The sequence below is a fragment of the Ruegeria sp. AB9 genome, from assembly GCF_056542585.1.
On the sequence record NZ_JBQGAA010000002.1, the window covers coordinates 178,672 to 202,712 of the forward strand.

Consider the following 24,041-nt stretch of genomic DNA (forward strand, 5'->3'; position numbering starts at 1 on the left):
AAAGCTCAATCATCAAACCGAGGCATTCATGATCAAGAAAATCCTCTCGCTAAATACTATGGCCGCAATTCTGCTTTGTGGCGCAGCATATGCGCAAGACACATCGACTTCCGAACCCGGTGCCGGGCTCGACCTGGGTCAGGAAGGCCCGCGGCCTGGAGAACAGTTCGTCAAGGAAGAGTTCGATGACTGGGACGTATCCTGCATCAAAGCGCAGGAGGGTGAAGATCCCTGCGCCATCGTTCAGGTTCTGAATGGAGCCCAGGGCGAGCCGATCGCTGAAGTATCGATTGGCAAACTGCCCGCAGGCGGCGCTGCCGTCGCATGGGCCAATGTGATTGTTCCGCTGGAAACACTGCTGCAAGCTCAGCTCGCCCTGTCCATCGATGGTGCACCGCGCAAGCTGTACAACTATCATCATTGCGTGCCGGTCGGCTGCGTTGCGCAACTTGGTCTGAGCCAGGGTGATATCGATGCAATGAAAGCTGGCACCAAGGCAACCTTCTCGCTGGTACCGGCCCGCTTCCCGGATCAGGTGCTGGAAATGGAAATGTCGTTGTCCGGTTTTACGTCAGGCTATGAATCCCTGACCGTCAACGTGAACTAAAGTCGCGTTTCAGAAAATGCCGCCGCATTGCTTGCGGCGGCGCATCACGGGTTAAATCCGTTTCAAGGCAAGAACGGCATTCAGACCGCCAAAGGCGAACGCATTGCTGAGGGCGACGTCAACTTTGGCTTCCCGGGCCTCGTTCGGCACCACATCCAACGCACATTCCGGATCAGGTTCTTCGTATCCGATGGTTGGTGCAATGACACCGTCCCGTAGCGCCATGATACATGCCAACAACTCCACCGCGCCGGTACCACCAATCAGGTGGCCATGCATGGATTTGGTTGATGATATCATCAGATCGTCAGCATGGGGCCCAAATACATCCGCCACCGCGGCACATTCGGTTTTGTCATTCGCAGCCGTCCCCGTGCCATGCGCGTTGATGTAGCAAACATCGCTTGCATTCAGTCTGGCATCGGCCAATGCACCTGACATGGCCCGCGAAGCCCCCTGTTTGCTTGGCATCACGATATCGGCCGCGTCTGACGACATCGCAAACCCTACCACTTCGCACATTATCGCAGCGCCTCGGGCGCGGGCGTGTTCGTATTCTTCGAATACAAAGATTCCGGCCCCTTCTCCCTGAACCATTCCGTTGCGGTTGGCACTGAACGGTCGGCACGCATCCTTGGACATCACGCGCAAGCCTTCCCAGGCTTTGACACCACCGAAACACAACATGGATTCGGACCCGCCTGTGACCATGACCGGAGCTATACCGCTACGAACCATTTGAAAGGCCTGCGCCATAGCGTGGTTCGACGATGCACAGGCGGTCGACACGGTGAAGCTGGGGCCTTTGAGGTTGTGTTCCATGGAAACATGGCTGGCTGCGGCGTTGTTCATGAGTTTGGGAACAACAAACGGGTGTACCCTGTTCTTGCCGTCCTCATAGACCGACCGGTAATTGTCGTCCCAGGTCGATACGCCACCACCGGCAGTCCCCAAGACAACACCCGATTTCGCTGCAAGCTCTCCGTGAAACTCGATGCCTGACTGATCAATAGCCTCTTTGGCTGCAGTCAGAGTGAATTGAGTGAACCGGTCATACAGCGACATCTGCTGTCGGTTGAACCGCCCTTCGGCCTCAAAGCCCCGAACCTGTCCGCCGATCTTGATGGCCAACCGGTCAACGTCCCGAAACTCCAGATCCGAAATGCCGCAGCGGCCTTCGCGCATGGCTTCCAGCGTGTCAGGCACCGAATGGCCCAGAGAATTGATCGTACCTGCGCCGGTAATGACAACACGTTTCATGAGCGTTTGTCAGACCTTTTCCGACACGAGCTTTTCGATCCCGGCAATGATCGCAGCGACATTGGAGATATCGAAATCGTTGGCCTCGGGTTCGTTGGCATTGAATGGAATCGAGATGTCGAACTCTTCCTCGATGGCGAAAATGCTCTCGACCAGACCAAGGCTGTCAATGCCCAGATCTTCCAGCGTGCTTTCGGGCGTCACATCCGATGGCTCCAGCACGGCCTGCTCTGCAATGATTGCGATGACGCGGTCGCTGATGCTCATGTCGATCCCCTGGTTATCAGTTTGAGGATGATTTAATCGCTTGGAGTCTGTTTGAAAACAGCCTTTTTGAGTGCCTCAACGTCGCGAGCCATACGCGGCAGCCGCCGCTGCGCCTTGTAGACATCAGTATGGGTCTCCATTTTGATGGCTGGATATCCCATAATAACGCGCCCCGCGGGAACATTTGACAGAATCTTCGTGCCTCCGCCCGAAATGACGCCGTCCCCTAAAAAAATATTGTCGGCCACTCCGGTCTGCCCCCCCAGAACAACGTTGTTGCCTATCTCAACCGAGCCGGACACGCCTGTCTGACCGCACAACAAACAATTCTGACCGACGCGGGTGTTGTGCCCGACATGGACCAGATTATCCAGCTTGGAGCCGTTACCGATCCGTGTGTTGCGGATGGTTCCATTATCTACGGTACAATTGGAACCAACCTCCACGTCGTCGCCGATCTCGACCGCGCCCAAAGAGTGAATGCGCAGCCAGCTTTGTGCCTTGGCGTCGCCCTGATCGCCCATTGTCTTACGGGCATTTTCAGCACCGGAAACTTCTGGCGTCACAAAACTGAATCCGTCACCGCCAATCCTTGCACCGGGTTGCGCGACAAACCGATCCCCGATTTGCGCACGAGCACCAATGCTGACCATTTCGCGCAATAGCGCCTGTTCACCCAGAACGGCGTCTATTCCCACTACACAATGCGCCCCGATGACTGAACCCGCACCAATCCGCGCACGTGCACCGACGACGGTTAGCGGCCCAATCGCCACATCTGAACCGATTTCAGCCGTTGGATCGATCATGGCCGACGGGTGAATGCCCGGCGCAACCCCCTGGCCGCGATCCAACATAGCGGTGATCCCGGCCATCGCCATACGTGGACGTTTCACGAAAATAGCCGCTCGCAAGCCCATGGCCTGCCAATCCGCACCTTCCCAAAGGACAGCAGCACGCGCCTCACCATTCGAAATCGCCTCGGCGTAATTTGGAGACATGGCCATTGCCAGATCGGTAGGCCCAGCATCCCCGGGCTCGGCCGCCCGCACGATCGTCAGGCCACCATCACCCTGGCATTCTGCCCCCAGAGAGTCGGCGATTTGTTGAATGGTAAACTGCATGTCGGGCTTCCTTTTAGCAGGATTTGCCCTGTGCTTACCCCTGAACGTCCGGCAGAGCCACCCCCGCCTTTTGCAGGGCCTCCCAAATCTTGCGATCCCGGTCGTACACATCGCGGCGATACTGAACTTCGCCTTTCGGACCGACATAGGCTGTCCGATAAATCAAGTGGACCGGAACTTTTTGCTCCAGATTGACCTTGGTTTCTTTCCCCGTCTTCAGAACGCGGTGAAAGAATGCCTTGGGATCCTCTTCCTGTTTCGCCAGCAAGGCATAGGCAAACTCGAAGGGCTGAGCCAATCGGATACAGCCATGCGAGAACGCTCGCACTTCACGCGCGAACAGGCTTTTCTGAGGTGTATCATGTAGATAGATGTTATACTTATTGGGGAACATGAACTTTACCAACCCCAATGCATTGCTTTTGCTGGGCGGCTGGCGCATCGCAAAAGGAAAGCTTCGCGCTGTGAACTGATTGAAATCCACCGCCCCGCGATTGACCTGCCGCCCCCTGCTGTCGGTGATCTGAATATGGCCAACTGCATTGGGGTTCGCCTTCAGTTTCGGCAAATACTCCTTGGTGACAATCGAGCGTGGAACATACCAGCTGGGATTGATCACCATATGCTCCATCACATCCGAAAATTCCGGGCTGCGCCGATCATGTGAGTTTTTTCCGATCACCGCACGAGTTTCAAAAGTGACTTGCCCGTCATCCACGATTTTGGCTGAGAAGTCGGCCTGATTGACTAGAATATGCCGCTCGCCGCGTTCGCGAGGCAACCAGCGTTCCCGTTCCAGCGCGACATAGACGGCCTTGAGCCGGTCCGAGGCCGGGCGGTTCAATTCAGTAATCGTACCTTTGCCTGCCACACCATCGGGTTCCAATCCGTGCGCGGTTTGAAAGGCCCGCACCCCTTCCAGCAGCGCATCGTCAAAAGATGCGCTGGCCGAGGGCTTCATATACCCCATAACCACCAGCCGATTGCGCAATTTCACGACGTTGGGTCCGGTATCGCCGAATTCCAGTTTGCTCACGGGCACAGTCGCCCCCCAGCCGCCCTGATCCACCAAGGACTGAAGTGTCAGTTTCTGCTTCATCAAAGCCCGATACTGACGCGTCTGAGGAGCTAATTGCGCAATATATGCGGCGCCTTGCGCGTTTAATCCCTGCAGATGTTCGGCTGCGCTGCGACGATCCACCGACCGAACAAGCCCATCGTCGACACTGCCTGGCCGAATTGCACCTGTATACAATGCGTCGGCAAATTTCACGAAAGCCCGGCTCAGTTCTGCCTCAACGGCACCAAGGTCGCGTGTCGAGCGCGCATCTTCCATTTTCTGAAGCAAGGATGAAACTGTTGCGTCGGCCTGCGGCAATCCATGCAGGTGCGCGCCAGACAACGCATTGATCAGTGCGGCCCGGCGCTGCGTATGCTCAGCAGATTCGCCCACCCAAATCGGCGAAAATCCGTTTGTCCGGTAAAACTCGGCGATCTGCGATGCCCGCGGGGTATGTTCTGCGATGGCCATCTGAAACGCCGTGCTGGGCGCTGGCTCTGAGGTGGTATTCGCCATACCGGCTGTGGCCGCAAAACAGGCGGTAAGAAGGATACTGGTACTGGTCCGGAAAACAGAAAACATTGGATGGCCTTGATAATCAACAGCTTGGATAGGTGATTTGCGCGCCGAACCACTATGGATTTGACCACGAAGGCTTGTCTATTCACAAATTCCTTACCAAATCGCTTCTGTTGACGCCTGATGCGCGTTTGCATCGTCTTCGTAGCCCGAATCTCACAACTGCAAAATTTCTGTGAAGTGTCGTGACATTTGCGCAAAAAACTGCCGAAAATTCCCCCTTGAAAAGGTGATTGTGAAACACTTCTTGGCCGCTGATTCCGATTGTGCCATAAAATCCGCATCTGGGATGGGAAAAAATTAAGACAGCGCGCGTAACATCGTGTGCAGGCAGGAACAGTACGGGACGAACCAAAATGACCAAGAGCAGTTCCTCGGGCTTGACCCGGCGTGCCCTATTGGGTGCGTTTGCGGCAACGGCAGTCGTTGCAGCACCCACCTACTCCAATGCAGCAGGCTTTTTGCGCGGAGGCGGCGATATTCGTCGCATCCGTATGTATTCCGGTCGCACTGGCGAACGGTTGGATATGATTTATTGGGTCGATGGTAAGTATATCAAGGACGCTGTCAAAGAAGTGAACCACTTCATGCGCGATTGGCGTACAGATCAGGTAAAATCCATCGATTTACGCACGATTGATATCATGGCGGCGTCACACAACCTGCTGGATGCCAACGAACCTTATATGTTGCTGTCGGGTTATCGCTCTCCGCAAACCAACGCGATGCTACGCGCCCGGTCGCGACGCGTCGCCCGGAAATCGCTGCATATGCAGGGGCAAGCAGCAGATTTGCGTCTGGCTTCCCGTTCGGTCTCACAGATGGCCAAGGCAGCGATGTCTTGCCGTGCTGGCGGTGTTGGCCAGTACTACGGCTCCAATTTCGTGCACATGGATTGCGGTGTCGTTCGCACCTGGCGTGGTTAAGACGCTGACCTAGCGATCTCGACGTATCTGATAACGGCTTAACTGGGTCTACCAGCTACATCCCGGCATCGCCGCCTCCACCGCCGACGTCTCCGCCACCGGTATCGCTACTGTGTGTGGGTTCCGCAGTGGAACTACTGGTCTCACGAGTCATTTCATCATCGACATCAGAGAAAACATTCGAGCTGGACCCACTTTCGCCTTCTACATTATCATCGCTGTCCGGTTCTTCATCACCTGTCAGCTTACCAAGGATTAATGCGAGAATTACCGCGACCAAGAGCCAACCCAAAACGTTAAAGAGTGAAAACCCCGTAATAATACTGCCCAAAAGTGCTACAATCACGACTACTAGTATGAACTTCTTATTTGAAGAAATGACTTGCACGTTCTTTCCTCCGTTTCAGGTGACGAGACCCAACCCAATCAAGAAAGTGTACACCAAAAATAGTTTCAGAGAAATTTGCGTCTCAATGTGAGCGTCAGACACACTCTCTCTATAGGAAAAAAGAGAACTTGATTCCGCTAAATGAGGTTAACAATGTGTAAGGGGTTGGCGCACCTGAGAGGATTCGAACCTCTGGCCTCTGCCTTCGGAGGGCAGCGCTCTATCCAGCTGAGCTACAGGTGCCTTGGCCGTTAGCTAACCTTGATCCAATCCGGGTGCAACTGAAAATCGTGATTGTTGCACCCTCTTTCGGCTCAAAGTCAGGCGAACAGATCATGCGCCAATTCAAGCGCTTCGATCAGCGTATCGACCTCATCCGTGGTGTTATAGAGACCAAAGCTGGCGCGACAGGTTGCCGTGACACCCAGGTGATCCATTAGTGGCCCGGCGCAGTGATGACCGGCACGGACAGCCACCCCTTTTTTGTCCAGAATGGTGGACACATCATGGGCATGGCCTGCCCCGTCCAACGTAAAGCTGAAGATGGCAGCCTTATCTGGCCGTGTGCCCTGAACCTGTAGCCAGTTAAGACCGTTCAGGCGTTGCATGGCATAGTCGCGCAGACCGGATTCGTGGGCGGCAATGTTCTCCATCCCCAGATCCATCATGTATTCCAGCGCCACGCCCAGACCGATGGTCTGCACAATGCCCGGGGTGCCAGCCTCGAATTTCATTGGCGGGTCATTGTAGATGACCTGGTCCTTACTGACCTCTTTGATCATGTCACCGCCACCAATAAAGGGGCGCATTTCGGCCATACGTTCGGATTTGATGTAAATCGCACCTGACCCCGACGGGCCATATAACTTATGGCCTGTGATCGCATAGAAATCACAACCGATCTCTTCGACATTCACCGGCATATGAACCGCACCCTGACTACCGTCGACCAGAACGGGAACGCCTTTTGCGTGGGCACCATCAGTAACGGCTTTCACGTCCACGACGGTTCCCAACACATTGGAGCACTGCGTCACCGCGACCAGTTTGGTTTTTGGCCCAATCGCATCAATCACGGCCTGAGGGTCCAACCCTCCGTCCGCGCCAACATCGACCCATTTCAGAACGACACCCTGCCGTTCGCGCAGGAAATGCCAGGGCACGATGTTGGCGTGATGCTCCATCACGCTCAGGACAATCTCATCCCCGGCTTCGAGCCGTGGCATGGCCCAGCCATAAGCAACCAGATTAATCCCCTCGGTCGTACCCGAATTCAGGACGATCTCATCCTCGTTCGATGCCCCCAGAAACCGGGCAATGGTGCCACGGACGGCCTCGTATTTCTCGGTCGACAGATTCGACAGATAATGCAGGCCGCGATGAACGTTCGAGTACTCCTCGGCATAGGCACGGGTCACCGCGTCGATCACGACCTGAGGCTTCTGAGCTGACGCCCCGTTGTCCAGATACGTCAATGGTTTTCCGTTCACCTCACGTGACAGGATCGGAAACTCAGAACGGATTTTCTGCACATCATACATGGGATGGTTTTCCTAGACAGGCGCGGCTGGTGTTAAATACAGAACGAAAGGAACCGCAATCAGGGCCGACAGCAGAATTACGGCAAAGGACTTCCAAAGTGATCCGAACTGATGCGCTTCATTCAGGAAATGAAGCGTGATGTAGAGGCTCAGGATTGCTGTTACCAACAGCATCATCATCATCAGAAAGGGCAGTGTCAGACTCAAAAAAAGCGTCATGACCAAGGCGGCAATTTGCAAGAACTGCAACCACACTGTCAGGACCATCAGGTCGTCAAAGCTTGCTTTGCCACCTATCGCCTTTCCCACAATGTAGAACGCGATGATGCTCAGCATCATTGCCCCGGCAGACCGCAGCAGAACTACGGGGATGCCTTCAGGTGCCGGCGCGGATTGGCCTTGCGGCACAGGGACTGATAAGTCGATTCCCAATTGCACAAGGCAATTCAAAACCACCGCCAGCGCAAATGCCAACCACAACCCTTCCCGACCGGGTTTCAGGGTCAACAACTGGCGTGCAGCTTCGGCGGGGCTTCTGATGGTCAGAACCGCCAGTGCGCCAAGGGAATTGATAGTCATGCAGTGGACCTTTGTACTTGTCTCAGACCGGATAACCAGAACCAGACAAAAACAGCAACCCAGAGGATACCAACAAAAGTCAAAGTTGGCCCAGGTCCGATAAACCCGGCAACCAGGCCGTTCAACAAAACCAGAGGGGCCGAGGATAACAACGCCCAAAACAGTGCCAGACGTGCGCCATAGGCTGTGCCCTGACCGCCTACCAACCGCGCCGCCCAGTACGAGATCAACGCAAGTGTGTAGAAAAACAGGGGCAGTATGAACACCGACCCCAGCAGAGCGCCGCCCAGAAGCATGTTCAGCTCAACGCCTTCCAGATGCGCTGTGCGGGCAAGGCTGGGCATCTGTGCAACAAAAGCCACGACGCAAAATGCCATAACGAAGACCAGCGCCCTGTCTTCCCGCTGACCCATATCCAGAAGCCGGCGCACCACGCGTCCCGGCCCCCGGTATGTAGCCAGTATGTCTGACGAGACGGCCATCAGCTACGACGCGCCAGCCACCCTTCCAGACGGCTTACGATCTCTTCCGCCAGAGCGCTGTCCTCTACCTCGTCCACCGCTTCTGCCAGAAAGGCCAATGTCAGCATATTGGTCGCATCTTTTGTCGGGACCCCACGGGACCGCAGGTAGAACAGCGCGGTTTCATCGATCGCACCCGAGGTCGAACCATGCGAACAGGCCACATCGTCGGCATAGATCTCAAGTTCGGGCTTTGCGAGGAATTGGCTGTCATCGTCCAGAAGCAGCGATTGGCTGATCTGATAACCATCGGTTTTCTGGGCACCTTCCTTCACAAGGATCTTGCCCTGAAACACCCCGGTGGCACCGTTGCGCAGCACTTTCTTGAAAACCTGACGGCTTTCGCAATTCACCGCGTCATGGGTGATGAATACCGTGTCGTCATGGTGGAAGTCGCCATCACCAACACAGGCTCCTGCGACATGCGCAACGGCGTCATCGCCAGTCAGTTCGACGACCTGCTCATTTCGGGTCAGAACACCATTCACGGTCAAAGTGAAGGATTTATAAACCGATTCCGTACCCAGACGGGTAAACATGTGAGTCGCAGCACGACGCTCATGATCCCTGCCCTGCGCACGCACGTGATGCAGCATTCCCTTGTCGGCAATGTCGATCTCCATGCACTTGTTGAAGCGTGACGCTGCCGGGCCGGTTTCCAGAATGGTCGCCTCGGCACCGCTTTCCACACGAACAACATGGTGCAGGATCGCATCAGAGGTCGGCGATGCATGACGATAGATCAGGTTGATCGGTTTGGTCGGTTTACCAGTAACATGAATGGCTACGCCATCCGAAGCAAAGGCCGTATTCAACGCTGCTAGAGGGCGCTGCACCGGTGACTGACCGCGCGTTTCCAGCACACCATACAGGTCTTTTGCCCAATGAATGTCCTTGCAGCAGATGTCCTCAAGCCGGTCGATGGTCACGCCTTCCAAAGACAGGTCGTCCGACTCTTCGGCGCTGAAGACACCATCCACAAAGACAATTTTGAGACGGTCGAGCGCGTTGAACATCAACGGTTCGTCATCTGCAAAAACCGCAGCTGGGATCGCATCTGGTGAGACCAGCGTATCCGGTTGAGTGTATTTCCAGTACTCGTCGCGACGCCCAGGCAGGCCAGTTTCCAGAACACGGGCCAGCGCATCCTCGCGCGCGGCGCGGGTGCATCCCGCATCAGGCATGGTCAGGGCAGACAGCCGGGCCTCGGTTGCGGATTGTTTGACTTCGGGCAAGGCCATCAGTTCACCTCGGCAAGAATGTCGGCATAACCGTTGTTTTCGACCTCAAGCGCCAGATCCGGGCCGCCGGTTTTGACGATGCGGCCTTCGGCCATGATGTGCACAACATCGGGTTTGATGTGATCCAGCAAGCGCTGATAGTGCGTGATGACCAGGAACCCGCGACCTTCGTCGCGCAAGGCATTCACACCTTCGGCCACGAGTTTCATCGCGTCCACGTCCAGACCCGAGTCTGTTTCGTCCATGATGCACATTTTCGGTTCCAGCATCGCCATCTGCAGGATTTCATTGCGCTTTTTCTCACCACCCGAGAAGCCGACGTTGACCGGACGCTTGAGCATATCCGCGTCAATCTTCAACGTCTTGGCTTTGGCGCGCACTTCCTTCAGGAAATCTGCGGCGGACAGCTCTTCCTCACCGCGCGCCTTGCGCTGGGCATTCACGGCGGTACGCAGGAAAGTCATGTTGCCAACGCCCGGAATTTCAACCGGATACTGGAACGCCAGGAAAACACCGGCCGCGGCGCGTTCTTCCGGCTCCATCTCCAGCAGGTCTTCACCGTCCAGCGTGGCCGAGCCTTCGGTGACTTCATATCCATCGCGTCCCGACAGCACATAGCTGAGTGTCGATTTGCCCGAGCCATTCGGCCCCATGATCGCGTGCACCTTGCCAGCTTCCACCGTCAGGTCCACACCTTTGAGGATCTGCTTGTCTTCTTCTTCGAGCTGCACGTGCAGGTTCTTGATTTCCAGCATTTTTTATCCTTTTGCGTATCGCAAGGGGCGCGCTGGCCCCGAAACTTTCCTAACCCAGAAACTTGCGGATGAGCCGCGCGACGATCCAACCAATGATCGCCCCTCCGCCAACCGCCCAAACCGGGTTGATGAATTCCATGTGGTTGATGTTGACGTAAGCCACACCCAACAGACCGCCCAGAACCGGCAAAGCATACCCAAGCCAGGTCAGCACGTCGTCCTTACGAACACGGGTTCTGGGTAATTGCGTCATTAACCGACCGAGCCTTCCAGCGAGATTGCCACCAGTTGCTGCGCTTCCATGGCGAATTCCATCGGCAACGCCTGCAAAACGTCCTTGCAGAAGCCGTTAACCACCAAAGCGACGGCCTCTTCCTCGTCCATGCCGCGCTGACGGCAGTAGAACAGCTGATCGTCATCCACTTTTGACGTCGTCGCCTCATGCTCAACACGAGATGAGTTGTTCTTGACCTCGATATACGGAACCGTATGTGCCCCGCATTTGTCGCCAATCAGCAAGCTGTCACACTGGGTATAGTTCCGGCTGTCCTTGGCTTTTGGATGCATCGAGACGAGACCACGATAGGTGTTCTGCGCCTTGCCCGCACTGATGCCCTTGGACACGATGCGCGATTTGGTGTTTTTGCCCAGATGAACCATCTTCGTGCCGGTATCAGCCTGCTGATAGTTGTTGGCAATCGCGATCGAATAGAACTCACCCTGGCTTTCATTGCCGCGCAGGATGCAGGACGGGTATTTCCACGTCACGGCCGAGCCGGTTTCCACCTGCGTCCACATCACCTTGGACCGGTCGCCGCGGCAATCGGCGCGCTTGGTCACGAAGTTGTAGATGCCGCCCTTGCCGTTCTCATCCCCAGGGAACCAGTTCTGAACGGTCGAGTATTTAACCTCGGCGTCTTCTTCGAGAATGATCTCGACCACAGCGGCATGCAGCTGCGCGGTGTCGCGCTGAGGTGCGGTGCAGCCTTCCAGATAGGAAACGTAGGAGCCTTTGTCGGCAATGATCAATGTGCGTTCAAACTGACCTGTGTTTTCCGCGTTGATACGGAAATAGGTACTCAATTCCATTGGGCAGCGGACGCCCGGCGGGATATAGACAAAGGACCCATCCGAGAACACGGCCGAGTTCAGCGTTGCATAGAAGTTGTCCGACACCGGAACCACAGTGCCCAGATACTTCTTGACCAGTTCAGGATGCTCTTTGATCGCTTCCGAGATTGAACAGAAGATCACTCCGGCCTTTTTCAGTTCGGCCTGAAAAGTCGTGCCCACCGATACGGAGTCGAATACCGCGTCGACCGCAACCTTGCGACCCTCTGCAGGAGCATCTTCAGCGCCTTCTACGCCCGCAAGTATCATCTGTTCTTTCAGTGGGATACCCAGCTTTTCGTATGTGGCCAACAGCTTGGGATCGACCTCATCCAGCGACTTGGGTTTCTCTTCCATCGATTTCGGACGGGCATAGTAATACTGGTTCTGAAAATCGATTTTGGGATAGGTGACCATGGCCCAGTTCGGTTCTTCCATCTTGGTCCAGCGTTCAAACGCGGCAAGACGCCATTCGGTCATCCACTCGGGTTCTTCATTTTTTTCCGAAATCAGACGGACGATGTCAGGATTCACGCCCTTGGGCGCGTATTCCATTTCGATATCGGTATCCCAACCGTATTTATATGTGCCGACCTCGCGCACCGCATCCACGGTTTCCTGATCGACACCCTCTTTCACCTGGGTCTGGTCCAAAGCGGCCATAACTTACCCTCCGTCAGATCACGCGGCCCGCGCGCGATGCTTTTTCTCTTTCTCAAGCCACGTTTCGGCGAAACGCAGCACATCTTCTTCCGTTGTCCGAGGTCCCAGCGATACGCGGATTGCGCTGCTGGCTGTCACCTCGTCAAATCCCATTGCGGTGAGCACCGCGCTGGCACGAACCTTGCCACTGGAACAGGCAGAGCCCGCACTAACCGCAAATCCCGACAGGTCCATCTGCATGACCTGGGTTTCACCCTTCCACCCGGGCGCAGCAAAACACAGGGTGTTCGGCAGGCGTTGCCGCCCTTTCCCGACAAAAATAGGTGATTTTACAGCGGCCTCAAGAGCGTTTTCTAGAATATTTCTAAATTCTTCGATCTGCTCCCAAACCCCATTGGTCAGGTCCCGTGCGGCCGCTTCAGCCGCGGCTCCAAAGCCCGCGATTCCAATAACATTTTCGGTCCCGGATCTGCGGCCCATTTCCTGACCGCCCCCCTTGATTTGCGCTGCAAGATCGGTCCCACGCTTCATCACAACGGCGCCAACACCCTTTGGGCCGCCCAGCTTATGCGCAGACACCAATGCCGTCTGCGCGTTCATCCAGTTAAACGCGATGGGCAGCTTGCCAAAAGCCTGGGTTGCGTCTGTCACGGCCAGCCCGGGCGGTAGCGTCTGAACAATCCCGGTCTCTGAGTTCGCCAGTTGCAGCGTCATTTCCTCTGGTGCCGCCAACTGCACTTCACCGGTTTCAGAAACTGAAAGATCTTCTTTGGTCCAAGCCCTTACCGCGTCATGCTCAATTGCCGCCCCGTGCAACGGACGACCCGCCAATGTCAGCGCGGCACCTTCGGTTGAACCGGATGTAAAGACGATATCCGCGCCATCCGCCCCAAAAGCCGATGCGACCTGAGCCCGCGCGCGTTCAATCAAAGCCTTGGCAGCACGCCCTTCGGCATGAACCGAAGACGGGTTTCCACAGACATCCATCGCGGCAATCATCGCTTCCCGCGCTTCGGGCCGCAGCGGCGTTGTCGCATTATGATCCAGATAAACACGTTTCATGGATACATCTTTTTGCAGACGGATTTCACTTTGTTACCTCGCCTGTCGGGTCATTCATCTACTACAGAAAACAAGCTCGGAACTGCCGGGCACGGCGCGAGGTCGTTCTTGATCACGTCCGACAACCGGGTTTGATGCAGGAACACATAAACATGCGCACTGAGGCTTTCCCAAAGCCGGTTGGTCAGCGATTGCGCGCGACTGCCGGACGAAGCACCGGATGCTCCTGCCCCTTTTTGCAGGGCATCAACGGTTTCGTCTACGGCCGCCAGAATCTCGACCACGCGAATTTCGGACGCGGCCCGCGCAAGGCGGTACCCTCCACCGGGTCCGCGAACAGAAGCCACCAAGTCCGCGCGGCGTAGCTTGACAAAGAGTTGCTCGAGATACGGCAACGAGATGTCTTGCCTCTCGGAGATTTCACCGAGCGTCACCAGCCGTTCTGTCGGCTGGAGCGCAATATCCGCCAGAGCGACCATTGCGTAACGCCCCTTGGTCGACAGCTTCATTCTATATCCCCTCTCAGCAGGATTTGCGCGAAATCATTGACGCCGCCGCCGCCAGTGCGTATCTCCGACTGACAGCGCTAAAGCGTTATGTGATATAATTAGAACCGTTCTAAGGTGTCCGACGATTATCGTCAAGTATATCCGGGCACCAGTACGAAAAAGACAGGACCAAAGCACACATGCCCGAGGTGATTTTTCCCGGACCCGAAGGCCGCCTGGAAGGCCGTTACCACCCGCAAAAGGAAAAAGACGCACCGATCGCCATCGTGCTTCACCCGCATCCTCAATTCGGCGGGACCATGAACAACAAGGTGGTCTATAACCTGCACTATGCCTTTTACAACATGGGCTTCACCGTGTTGCGCTTTAACTTCCGCGGCGTCGGCCGCAGTCAGGGCGAATATGATCAGGGCGTGGGAGAGCTGAGCGATGCGGCCTCGGCACTGGATTACCTGCAATCCATGAACAACAACTCGAAACACTGCTGGGTTGCAGGGTTCTCGTTCGGTGCGTGGATTGGTATGCAACTGCTGATGCGCCGCCCCGAGATCACCGGGTTCATCAGTGTGTCACCACCCGCGAACATGTATGACTTTTCGTTCCTTGCCCCCTGCCCGTCTTCGGGCCTGATCATCAATGGATCGGCTGACCGTGTGGCACCTCCGGCGGACACAACTTCACTGGTGAACAAGTTGCACGAGCAAAAAGGGATCACTATTACCCATAACGAGGTTGAGGGCGCTGATCACTTCTTCCAGGATCGCCACATGGACACGCTGATCACCGATGTCAGTGACTATGTGAAACGCCGCCTGACCGAGAATACTCGCTGATGTCCGACACCATCACATCTCTTGCGGCCAAACTGGCCGAAGATACGATGAAGGTTATGGACGAGACGGGCGAAGACAGGTTCTTTGTTGAGGTCGGCGAAGTTCTCGGGGCTGCGTCACAATCGCTGGAAGAAGCATTTCTGACCGAGATTCGCGTTCGTTTGGCGGAACGGAAAGCAAGACAATTTGTGATCAAACGCCTCTCTGCGCATCGCGCCAAGCTGAAGGCCATCGAAAAGCAATGACCGACCGATTGTCGGCACAGATCGCATTTCTAAAACGGGCTGATAGTCTGAAAATGGTCGAGCGGGCAAATGTCCTACTTGACCAGTCAAGGCCTGAAAACTCTGCGGAACACAGCTGGCATCTGGCGTTGTGGGCTTTGGTCATGGCGCCACTGGCCGGTCCGGATGTATCGATTGATCGGGTCATCCGTATGCTGTTGCTGCATGATCTGGTTGAGATCGTTGTAGGCGACCACCCAATTCACCTTGAGACCGATTGGACATCGGTCGCGCAAGCTGAGCAAGCCGCAGCTTTGGAGTTGTTTGGGCTTTTACCAAAGGATCAGGCTGATGCGCTCCACGCGCTCTGGCGTGAGTTTGAGGAAGATAGGACCCCGGACGCCCGGTTTGCCAAGATACTGGATCGTTGTCAGCCGCTGTTTCAGGTTCTGTGTGCCTCAAACCCCAATCCGGATCACGTAGACATCGTGCGTTCCAATCTCGAAGGTGGTCGTGCGTCCTATCTGGCCCAGGCGTTTCCGTTGGCCTACGAGCATGCTGCCAACCTGCTGGATGGCGCAGACACGCACGCCAACGCGTTCACGATCCGACTGGCGTTCCTGACTGAAGCTGATCAGTTGAAGTCCATTGTCCGCGCCTCGCGATTGATGGCGGGTGATCGTTTCGAGAATTCGGCGGAGCACTCGTGGCACATCATGCTCTACGCCTGGATCCTGTCTGAATACGCGCAAACAGATATCAGCGTTGATCGAACCCTTCAGATGCTGTTGCTGCACGACATTGTCGAAATCGACGCGGGCGACAATCCGATTCATGGGCAGGTCGATCACGAAGCACAAGCAGCCAAGGAACAAGAGGCGGCCAAGCGGTTGTTTGGCCTGTTGCCCGACACGCAATGCGACGCCTTCACCGTTTTGTGGCAGGAATTTGAAGCGGCAGAAACTCCGGACGCTAAGTTTGCCAAAGCTGTCGACCGTTTTCAGACGCCCATCGCCAATCTGGAAACCGGTGGCGGTTCATGGGTCGATTATAAAGTCACACATGCCCAGCTTGAAACGCGTGTCCGGCCTGCAATCGCTGCCGGGGCCCCTCGGCTTTGGAATTGGCTGCAACCGCAACTGGCCGCGCATTTCCAGAGCGGCGAGGTTTTCAACCAATAAACTGGAAAGAAAAAAGGAGCCTGAAGGCTCCTTTTTCCCTGCTTAGCTCTACGTGGCGCTTAAAAAACACTACCACCGTCAAACTGTTTAACCATGTTGGCTGCTTCAACTTCGACGGACCCCCCGTCAGCAAGCCACCCAATCACCACTATCAGACCCGAAGCAAATATGACGGATTTCGCAAATGTCGTCATCACTCAATACTCATTAACAAAACATAAAATATATTGAGAACATTACACTAATTCGAATTTCAAAATAGTAAGGTATACCTGACCTTAGATGGCTTTATCGCATGTTGAGACGTTAATTTAACTTGCTCAAACCTTCAATTTCATGCTCAAGGCGAGGTATCTTCCCTGTTTCGAGGTTTCAAATGCCCCAAGCGTATCTGTATCTGATGCTGGCTGTAGTTGCGGAAACCATCGGCACCACAGCGTTGCAAGCCAGCCAGCAATTCACGCGGTTCTGGCCATCCGTTCTTGTTGTCGTGGGGTATGGTCTCGCTTTTTACCTCATGGCTCTGACACTTAAATTCATGCCTGTCGGCATTGTCTACGCGATCTGGTCCGGTCTGGGCATCTTTCTGATCGCGGTGATCGGCTTCATCGTTTTCGGTCAAAGACTGGATTGGCCGGCAGTACTTGGGCTGACCATGATATTGGCAGGGATCCTGATCATTCACCTGTTTTCCAAGACTGCTGGTCACTGATCTGCGGTTAGGGCTGGTATATTTTGTCGCGCCGCGCTATGCGCGCGGCAACTTCCCGTTCAAAGGCTGACCTCTCATGGACCTGCGCAATATCGCAATCATCGCTCACGTGGACCACGGCAAGACGACCCTGGTGGATGAGCTGCTCAAACAATCCGGTGCGTTCCGGGAAAACCAGGCTGTGGCGGAACGCGCCATGGACAGCAACGATCTGGAACGCGAACGCGGTATCACCATTCTGGCCAAGGCGACGTCTGTCGAATGGAAGGACACGCGTATCAACATCGTCGACACGCCCGGCCACGCCGATTTTGGTGGTGAGGTCGAGCGTATCCTCAGCATGGTCGATGGCGTGGTCCTTCTGGTGGACGCCGCCGAAGGCCCGATGCCGCAGACCAAGTTCGTGACCTCCAAGGCGCTGGCACTGGGCTTGCGCCCGATTGTGGTGCTGAACAAGGTCGACAAGCCGGATGCCGAGCCTGATCGCGCACTGGACGAATGTTTCGATCTGTTTGCCAACCTCGGAGCCGATGACGAGCAGCTGGATTTTCCAGCGATGTATGCCTCGGGCCGTTCGGGCTGGGCGGACATGGAGCTGGATGGCCCACGTAAAGATCTGAGTGCGCTGTTTGACCTGATCGTCGATCACGTTCCTGCCCCGAAACAGGTCGGGAAAAAGGACGAACCGTTTCGGATGCTGGCCACCACATTGGGCAGCGATCCCTTCATTGGCCGCATACTGACCGGCCGTGTGGAAAGCGGTACATTAAAAGCAGGTGACAACCTCAAGGCGCTCAGCCGCGACGGTTCGGTGATCGAAAACTTCCGCGCGTCGAAAATTCTGGCGTTCCGCGGACTGGCGCAGCAGCCCATCGACGTGGCAGAAGCAGGTGACATCGTCACCATTGCCGGGATGAGCAAAGCCACCGTGGCGGATTCGCTTGTTGCGCCGCAAGTCGAAGAAGCCCTGCCCGCTCAACCCATCGATCCGCCGACCATCACGGTGACATTCGGCATCAACGATTCACCACTGGCCGGGCGTGACGGCAAAAAAGTTCAGTCCCGCGTCATCCGTGATCGCCTGATGAAAGAAGCTGAATCGAATGTCGCGATCCGTATCACTGACACCCCCGGTGGCGAGGCTTTCGAAGTCGCGGGCCGCGGAGAATTGCAGATGGGCGTACTGATCGAAAACATGCGCCGTGAAGGCTTTGAACTCAGCATCTCGCGTCCGCAGGTTCTGTTCCGCGAAGAAAACGGCCAACGTCTGGAACCCATCGAGGAAGTCACCATCGACGTAGACGACGAGTATTCCGGCTCGGTCATCGAAAAGATCACGGGTGCCCGTAAAGGAGAGTTGGTCGAGATGCGACCCGCAGGCGCAGGTAAGACACGCATCATCGCGCATGTGCCGTCGCGCGGACTGATCGGCTATCACGGTGAGTTCCTGACCGACACCCGAGGCACTGGTGTATTGAACCGCGTGTTCCACGACTGGGCACCGCACAAAGGTCAGATCCCTGGCCGTCGGGCGGGTGTTCTGATTTCGATGGAAAAAGGTCAGGCCGTCGCCTACGCTCTCTGGAACCTGGAAGAGCGTGGCCGGATGTTCGTCGGCCCTCAAACGGATGTTTATCAAGGCATGGTGATCGGCGAGCATTCTCGCGACAATGATCTGGAAGTGAACCCGCTGAAGGGCAAGAAACTGACCAACGTGCGCGCCAGTGGATCGGACGATGCCGTTCGCCTGACGCCCCACATTCAGTTCTCGTTGGAAGAGGCAATCGCCTATATTGACGATGATGAACTGGTCGAAGTCACCCCGAATGCAGTGCGCTTGCGTAAGCGTTTTCTTGACCCCCATGAACGTAAGCGGATGGCAAAATCGGCCTGAACAACCTGCGCCGGTTTCTGGATCAATTAGAAACAATGGCGAAACATTGGCATTTTTGCCTCCATTGGATCAAAAAACGAGTTTCAGAAGGCCGGGCAATAAGCCCGGCCTTTTTGTTGAAAACATAGGGTTTTCTATCATAAGCTGAGTTAATCCCACACCACTCTCCCAACCCAGATATTGCGATTAAGTCGAAGGAAAGGTGTAGATGTGCCTGAAGTGTGACGTCGTTCACTCACACAACTATTGTCATAGTGCATAGGGATGCATGTGAAAGGTACCGAGTTCCGAGGAGTTAATGATGGTTTTTCGTTCCCTAAAGTTACCAGTTTTTTTCGCAGCCACGGCTTTTATTATTTCACCTGTCACCGAAGCCTTTGCCGGTGGCGCATGTACCGTAAAGACAGCGCGTCAGTCCGCTGGGTCGCCGTCACTCTTGTGTGACTGCGATACGGTTACAACAGGGATGTTGCGTTATATTCAGCGCCGCGCAGATTTTGATGAGATCGTTGCAAGGTTGGGTGCAGAATGTTCTCCGCTCGCAGATTTGCTGACAGACCTTCCGACAGCGTCTGTCGGATCGTCAGACACTCGCGCTGGTGACGGTCCGGCAAATGAATCAGACAATGATGGCTTCGGCGGTTTAGGCGGCGGTGGAGGCGAAGGCGGCGGTGGAGGCGAAAGCGGCGGCGAAGGTGAAAGCGGCGGCGAAGGCGAAAGCGGCGGCGAAGGCGAAAGCGGCGGCGAAGGCGAAAGCGGCGGCGAAGGCGAAAGCGGCGGCGAAGGCGAAAGCGGCGGCGAAACGTTTTGATACTCAATTAAAAATACCGGTGCAGCATCCTGTTGCGCCGGTATTCAGCTTTCCGAACCAAAACACACCGCAGTTTTTTCAGCTATGCCCATAGACACCAACCCAACGACTAGGTCGGCTCGGGTCTTGCATACGAAGAAAAAGATACCGAGTTGCTGTCCATGGTTTTATGCGGTTTGTAAGGTTGTCCAAAACCAAATCACCGTTGGCAGAGCGGTACACCAGAACTGCATGAGGTACTTGCCGCCTGTCCAGAACAGTAGCGATCAGGAGTTTGCTTGGGTCCACCCCTGCGTGGATCAAATCTCTTTTCTTCAACAGCGCGAAGTCCTCGCAATCGCCACCTATTGCAGTTGGCAGCGCCCACCGCTCGCGCGTTTTGTACTGAGACTGATCGGAAACTTCGCGGGTTGAGTTATTCACGCTCCGATTCACCTGTTCAACAACCTTCAGTTCCTGCTGGCTGGACATGGATACGGGTCGTTTTCCTGCACAGGCCCAATTGTATTGAGTGCACAAGTTGATGGCCCCGGACGGCGGCGGCGAAGACGTGACACTTGGGATAAACCCACCCTCGGATGCATACGCGGACGGGGTTACAGCGATCGTGCAGATGCCCAAAACACTGACGCTCAAGACACGCGCTGAAATTGGCAGAAGTCTGACGCCAAGCCGTTTGGCCAGATTTTTAAAGTATGTCATGCCTGTACCCCAATCCGGTGTTTTTCGCACGATCGCACATCAAGAAGGGTCGCATTCCGTTTCCGGAAACATCTGCGAACACCCCTCCTAGGCTATCATCTAAAAAACTGCAGGGGAAAAAGGGCGGAAATTCGTTCGTCAATCTGACCTTTTCGCGCAAGAATTTTGGTGACGCGGCCACAATTGGGCCGCGAAGTTCTCAAAATTGCAGCACACCCGTCAGGTACGCTATTGGAATATTGAAATATTTCACTCAGCCCTCGTTTAAGGGCTGAGTTTTATTGATCGGTTGCGGGATAAGCCAAAGATCGCCTATTCAGCGCTGCATTCTCAGGCAATCCAGGCTTCAAACTGTGAATCCAGAAGATCACTCTGTGATTTCAACCACGACCAATTCGCGTTCACTTGCATCGCGCGCATGACTCAGTGCTTGCTGGTAATCATCCGAATTGTAGCACTCGACCGCCGCTTCCAGCGACGGGAACCGGGCAACGACATTGCGCGGACGTTCCTTGCCTTCCAGTTGGACATAGCGCGCGGCGCGGGCAATGAACGCGCCCCCGTGCTTGGCAATGGCCGGCCCGGCCAGTTCGGCGTACTTTCCGTACGCCTCGGTATCAGTCACCGTGACATGTGCAATCCAGAGTGCCGCCATATTATCCTCCCAAAACCTGTTCTGCAGCCTTGATCGCCGCATCTGCATTCGACGCATCCTTGCCGCCGCCCTGAGCCATGTCCGGGCGGCCACCGCCGCCTTTGCCGCCCAATTCCACCACAGCGGCCTTGACCAGATCCACCGCCGAAACCGCTCCTGTCAGGTCTTCAGTTACACCGGCAGCAACTGCCGCCTTGCCGCCGGTATCAGCGATCAAAAGCACTGCACCCGACCCAAGGCGCGCTTTATGTTCGTCGATCAGTGCCGGAAGATCCTTGCCGGACACACCGTTCAGGGCCTGCGCCAGGAACTTGACCCCGTTCACATCACGCGCCTCGGCACCGCCGCCCTGTCCGGCCCCGCCCGCCATCGCCAGATCACGCCGCAGCTGAGCCACTTCGTTCTGCAGAGACTTGCGTTCTTCCAACAGGCTTTTCACGCGTGACACCACATCGTCCGGCTGCGCCTTCAGTTCCGTTGCCACCTGCGCAAGGCGATGATCCTGCGCAGACAGGTAACGGAAAGCTTCATCCCCGGTCAGCGCTTCGATACGGCGTACGCCTGCGCTGCTTGCGCTGTCACCCAGCACGACAAACGTGCCTATGTCGCCCGTTTGGCGCACATGGGTGCCGCCACAGAGTTCAATCGACCACGTTTCGCCATCATGACCCTTGCCAGTGGGTGCTTTGCCCATCGACACAACACGCACTTCGTCACCATATTTCTCGCCGAACAGGGCCTGCGCGCCCAATTCGCGCGCGTCATCAGGTGTCATGATCCGTGTCTCGACGGTCGAATTCTGGCGGATGAAGTCGTTCACCTCGCGCTCAACCTTCTGGATTTCCTCCAGACTCAGCGCTTTGGAATGGCTGAAATCGAACCGCAAACGATCCGCCGCATTCAGCGAGCCGCGCTGCGCCACGTGGTCGCCTAGTGCTTCCCGCAGTGCCTCATGCAGAAGGTGCGTCGCCGAATGATTGGCGCGGATAGAAGTACGGCGCGCATGATCAACTTCCAGTTCGACAGCGTCGCCCGTTGACACAGAACCGCTTACGACCGTGACCTTGTGGGCATAAACCTTACCATCAGCGAATTTCCTGGTGTCATCCACCCGGCTTTTGTGATCGCGATCCTCAAGGCGTCGCAATTCACCAGTGTCCCCCACCTGGCCGCCAGCTTCGCCATAGAACGGAGTCTGATTCACCACGACCCAGCCGCTGTCACCTGCATCGATCTTGTCAACCAAAGTGCCGTCAACAACCAGCGCGGCAACCTGAGCCTCGGCTTTCTCGGTATCATAACCCAGGAAGTCGGTCGCCCCGGCGGTATCCAGAACATCGAACCAGACCGCCTGATCAGCAGCTTCACCCGATCCCGCCCAGGCAGCACGCGCCTTGGCCTTCTGTTCCGCCATTGCAGCGTCAAAACTGTCTGTATCAACCGTCCGACCCTTCTCACGCAGCGCATCCTGCGTCAGATCCAGCGGGAAGCCATAGGTGTCGTAGAGTTTGAAGGCCGCATCACCAGAAAGAGCCGCACCCTCGGAAAGGCCCGAGAGCTCATCATCAAGCAGCTTCAACCCCCGATCCAGCGTCTGCTTGAAGCGGGTTTCCTCCAGCAGCAAGGTCTCTTCAATCAATGGCTGCGCTTGTGTCAGCTCGGAATAGTGCCCCCCCATCTGCTGAACGAGTGACGGGACGAGACGGTGCATGACCGGATCTTTAGCGCCCAACAAGTGCGCGTGGCGCATGGCGCGTCGCATGATACGACGCAGAACATAGCCGCGCCCGTCATTGCTGGGCATCACGCCATCCGCAATCAGGAACGAGGTCGAGCGCAGGTGATCCGCGATCACGCGATGATGCACGTTCTGATCCCCATAAGGATCGACGCCGGTTGCATCCGCAGATGCCTCGATCAGTGTCTTGAACAGGTCGGTGTCATAGTTGTCATGGCTGCCTTGCAACAGCGCACCGATACGTTCCAGCCCCATGCCGGTGTCGATGGACTGCATGTCGAGCTCGACCATTGAGCCGTCTTCGAACTGCTCGTTCTGCATGAAAACGACGTTCCAGATTTCAATGAAGCGGTCGCCGTCCTCTTCGGGCGAACCCGGAGGGCCACCCCAGATGTGATCGCCATGGTCATAAAAAATCTCAGTGCATGGGCCACAAGGCCCGGTCGGCCCCATTTGCCAGAAATTGTCACTCGTTGCGATACGGATGATCCGGTCTTCCGGCACACCGACCTTTTTCCAGATCTCGAACGCTTCGTCATCGGTGTGATAAACGGTGGTCAGCAGTCGGCTTTTGTCGATGCCGAATTCCTTGGTGATCAGGTTCCAGGCAAAGGGGATCGCTTCAGATTTGAAGTAATCGCCAAACGAGAAGTTCCCCAACATCTCAAAGAAAGTGTGGTGACGCGCGGTATAGCCCACATTGTCCAGATCGTTGTGCTTGCCGCCGGCGCGCACACATTTCTGCGCTGTCGTTGCGCGTTGGTAGTCACGGGTTTCCAAACCGGTGAACAGGTTCTTGAACTGCACCATGCCCGAGTTTACGAACATCAGCGTCGGATCGTTGCGCGGCACCAGCGGGCTTGACGCCACAACCTCATGCCCCTGTTTTTCAAAGTAGTTCAGAAAGGTCGATCGGATGTCGTTCAGGGTTGGCATAGGGCTCTCTCGGCGCGCATAAATCTTGGTCTCCGCAGGTTTATCTCCCCGTCAAAGGAGTGTCCACAGTGGAGGCACACCGGAACGAAACAAGGCGGCCCGAAGGACCGCCTCTTTCATAGTCTTCTCAACTCGCAACCGCAGATCGGGAAGCTTCCAAAGT

The 24,041-nt window shown here is 55.8% G+C and carries 25 protein-coding genes and 1 tRNA gene; 8 read left to right on the forward strand and 18 right to left on the reverse strand.

Translation table 11 applies throughout. From position 1 onward, the window contains the following. Positions 1 to 28: 28 nt before the first annotated feature. Positions 29 to 607, forward strand: coding sequence for an invasion associated locus B family protein (locus ACR0K5_RS06720; protein WP_480628940.1), 579 nt, complete (start codon positions 29 to 31; stop codon positions 605 to 607). Positions 608 to 658: 51 nt separating this feature from the next. Here the strand turns inward: ACR0K5_RS06720 and ACR0K5_RS06725 are convergent, their stop codons facing one another. Genes ACR0K5_RS06725 through ACR0K5_RS06740 form a run of 4 tightly spaced genes read right to left on the reverse strand, consistent with a single transcriptional unit; the run spans position 659 to position 4,900 of the window. Beyond that, entirely contained in the window at positions 659 to 1,867 is a 1,209-nt protein-coding gene (locus tag ACR0K5_RS06725) for a beta-ketoacyl-[acyl-carrier-protein] synthase family protein (protein WP_480628941.1), read from the reverse strand. A 9-nt stretch (positions 1,868 to 1,876) separates the two neighbouring features. After that, complete coding sequence (locus tag ACR0K5_RS06730) at positions 1,877 to 2,134, reverse strand: acyl carrier protein (protein ID WP_152458003.1); 258 nt, start codon at positions 2,132 to 2,134, stop codon at positions 1,877 to 1,879. A 32-nt stretch (positions 2,135 to 2,166) separates the two neighbouring features. Continuing rightward, positions 2,167 to 3,258 carry a UDP-3-O-(3-hydroxymyristoyl)glucosamine N-acyltransferase gene (gene lpxD, locus ACR0K5_RS06735; RefSeq protein WP_480628942.1) on the reverse strand — a complete coding sequence of 364 codons (1,092 nt, stop codon included), beginning with the start codon at positions 3,256 to 3,258 and terminating at the stop codon, positions 2,167 to 2,169. Between the two features lie 34 nt (positions 3,259 to 3,292). Beyond that, a complete protein-coding gene (locus tag ACR0K5_RS06740; RefSeq protein ID WP_480628943.1) occupies positions 3,293 to 4,900 on the reverse strand; it encodes a L,D-transpeptidase family protein in 1,608 nt (535 codons plus the stop codon). A gap of 353 nt (positions 4,901 to 5,253) precedes the next feature. On the opposite strand from ACR0K5_RS06740, the gene mepK reads away from it, so the two are divergent. Further along, entirely contained in the window at positions 5,254 to 5,823 is a 570-nt protein-coding gene (gene mepK / locus ACR0K5_RS06745; protein ID WP_480628944.1) for a peptidoglycan L,D-endopeptidase MepK, read from the forward strand. A gap of 55 nt (positions 5,824 to 5,878) precedes the next feature. Here mepK and ACR0K5_RS06750 read toward each other — a convergent pair whose 3' ends face one another. From ACR0K5_RS06750 to iscR, 11 genes are all read right to left on the reverse strand, one after another. Then, positions 5,879 to 6,211 carry a hypothetical protein gene (locus tag ACR0K5_RS06750; RefSeq protein ID WP_480628945.1) on the reverse strand — a complete coding sequence of 111 codons (333 nt, stop codon included), beginning with the start codon at positions 6,209 to 6,211 and terminating at the stop codon, positions 5,879 to 5,881. A 166-nt stretch (positions 6,212 to 6,377) separates the two neighbouring features. After that, positions 6,378 to 6,454 (reverse strand) — tRNA-Arg (locus ACR0K5_RS06755). A gap of 77 nt (positions 6,455 to 6,531) precedes the next feature. Continuing rightward, positions 6,532 to 7,752, reverse strand: coding sequence for a cysteine desulfurase (locus ACR0K5_RS06760; RefSeq protein ID WP_480628946.1), 1,221 nt, complete (start codon positions 7,750 to 7,752; stop codon positions 6,532 to 6,534). Positions 7,753 to 7,764: 12 nt separating this feature from the next. Then, positions 7,765 to 8,331 carry a YIP1 family protein gene (locus ACR0K5_RS06765; protein ID WP_480628947.1) on the reverse strand — a complete coding sequence of 189 codons (567 nt, stop codon included), beginning with the start codon at positions 8,329 to 8,331 and terminating at the stop codon, positions 7,765 to 7,767. Continuing rightward, positions 8,328 to 8,813 (reverse strand): YIP1 family protein, encoded by a 486-nt coding sequence (locus ACR0K5_RS06770; RefSeq protein WP_480628948.1) that lies wholly within the window; start codon positions 8,811 to 8,813, stop codon positions 8,328 to 8,330. Before ACR0K5_RS06770 ends, ACR0K5_RS06765 begins: the two co-directional genes overlap by 4 nt. After that, complete coding sequence (locus tag ACR0K5_RS06775; protein ID WP_480628949.1) at positions 8,813 to 10,093, reverse strand: SufB/SufD family protein; 1,281 nt, start codon at positions 10,091 to 10,093, stop codon at positions 8,813 to 8,815. The genes ACR0K5_RS06770 and ACR0K5_RS06775 overlap by 1 nt, the downstream gene beginning before the upstream one ends. Further along, entirely contained in the window at positions 10,093 to 10,848 is a 756-nt protein-coding gene (gene sufC / locus ACR0K5_RS06780) for a Fe-S cluster assembly ATPase SufC (RefSeq protein ID WP_480628950.1), read from the reverse strand. The genes ACR0K5_RS06775 and sufC overlap by 1 nt, the downstream gene beginning before the upstream one ends. Before the next feature lie 49 nt (positions 10,849 to 10,897). Continuing rightward, positions 10,898 to 11,101 (reverse strand): hypothetical protein, encoded by a 204-nt coding sequence (locus tag ACR0K5_RS06785; protein WP_480628951.1) that lies wholly within the window; start codon positions 11,099 to 11,101, stop codon positions 10,898 to 10,900. After that, the gene (sufB, locus tag ACR0K5_RS06790) at positions 11,101 to 12,621 is read right to left on the reverse strand and encodes a Fe-S cluster assembly protein SufB (protein WP_480628952.1); all 1,521 of its coding nucleotides are present in this window, start codon (positions 12,619 to 12,621) and stop codon (positions 11,101 to 11,103) included. The genes ACR0K5_RS06785 and sufB overlap by 1 nt, the downstream gene beginning before the upstream one ends. 18 nt (positions 12,622 to 12,639) lie before the next feature. Beyond that, a complete protein-coding gene (locus ACR0K5_RS06795; RefSeq protein ID WP_480628953.1) occupies positions 12,640 to 13,683 on the reverse strand; it encodes a cysteine desulfurase family protein in 1,044 nt (347 codons plus the stop codon). Between the two features lie 50 nt (positions 13,684 to 13,733). Further along, a complete protein-coding gene (iscR, locus tag ACR0K5_RS06800; protein ID WP_480628954.1) occupies positions 13,734 to 14,192 on the reverse strand; it encodes a Fe-S cluster assembly transcriptional regulator IscR in 459 nt (152 codons plus the stop codon). Positions 14,193 to 14,371: 179 nt separating this feature from the next. On the opposite strand from iscR, the gene ACR0K5_RS06805 reads away from it, so the two are divergent. From ACR0K5_RS06805 to ACR0K5_RS06830, 6 genes are all read left to right on the forward strand, one after another. Further along, positions 14,372 to 15,025 carry an alpha/beta hydrolase gene (locus ACR0K5_RS06805; RefSeq protein ID WP_170324952.1) on the forward strand — a complete coding sequence of 218 codons (654 nt, stop codon included), beginning with the start codon at positions 14,372 to 14,374 and terminating at the stop codon, positions 15,023 to 15,025. Continuing rightward, positions 15,025 to 15,270 carry a hypothetical protein gene (locus ACR0K5_RS06810; RefSeq protein ID WP_117868922.1) on the forward strand — a complete coding sequence of 82 codons (246 nt, stop codon included), beginning with the start codon at positions 15,025 to 15,027 and terminating at the stop codon, positions 15,268 to 15,270. The genes ACR0K5_RS06805 and ACR0K5_RS06810 overlap by 1 nt, the downstream gene beginning before the upstream one ends. Then, a complete protein-coding gene (locus tag ACR0K5_RS06815; RefSeq protein ID WP_480628955.1) occupies positions 15,267 to 16,430 on the forward strand; it encodes an HD domain-containing protein in 1,164 nt (387 codons plus the stop codon). The genes ACR0K5_RS06810 and ACR0K5_RS06815 overlap by 4 nt, the downstream gene beginning before the upstream one ends. 376 nt (positions 16,431 to 16,806) lie before the next feature. Beyond that, positions 16,807 to 17,142, forward strand: coding sequence for a DMT family transporter (locus ACR0K5_RS06820; protein WP_480628956.1), 336 nt, complete (start codon positions 16,807 to 16,809; stop codon positions 17,140 to 17,142). Between the two features lie 76 nt (positions 17,143 to 17,218). Next, positions 17,219 to 19,036 carry a translational GTPase TypA gene (gene typA / locus ACR0K5_RS06825; RefSeq protein WP_480628957.1) on the forward strand — a complete coding sequence of 606 codons (1,818 nt, stop codon included), beginning with the start codon at positions 17,219 to 17,221 and terminating at the stop codon, positions 19,034 to 19,036. Between the two features lie 301 nt (positions 19,037 to 19,337). Next, positions 19,338 to 19,847, forward strand: a complete 510-nt coding sequence (locus tag ACR0K5_RS06830) for a hypothetical protein (RefSeq protein WP_480628958.1) — start codon at positions 19,338 to 19,340, stop codon at positions 19,845 to 19,847. A 78-nt stretch (positions 19,848 to 19,925) separates the two neighbouring features. Here ACR0K5_RS06830 and ACR0K5_RS06835 read toward each other — a convergent pair whose 3' ends face one another. The 3 genes from ACR0K5_RS06835 to alaS form a co-directional block, all read right to left on the reverse strand. Next, the gene (locus ACR0K5_RS06835) at positions 19,926 to 20,549 is read right to left on the reverse strand and encodes a transglutaminase-like cysteine peptidase (RefSeq protein ID WP_480628959.1); all 624 of its coding nucleotides are present in this window, start codon (positions 20,547 to 20,549) and stop codon (positions 19,926 to 19,928) included. A 367-nt stretch (positions 20,550 to 20,916) separates the two neighbouring features. Further along, positions 20,917 to 21,204, reverse strand: coding sequence for a DUF1330 domain-containing protein (locus ACR0K5_RS06840; RefSeq protein ID WP_480628960.1), 288 nt, complete (start codon positions 21,202 to 21,204; stop codon positions 20,917 to 20,919). Between the two features lies 1 nt (position 21,205). Beyond that, entirely contained in the window at positions 21,206 to 23,878 is a 2,673-nt protein-coding gene (alaS, locus tag ACR0K5_RS06845) for an alanine--tRNA ligase (RefSeq protein ID WP_480628961.1), read from the reverse strand. Positions 23,879 to 24,041: the final 163 nt, after the last annotated feature.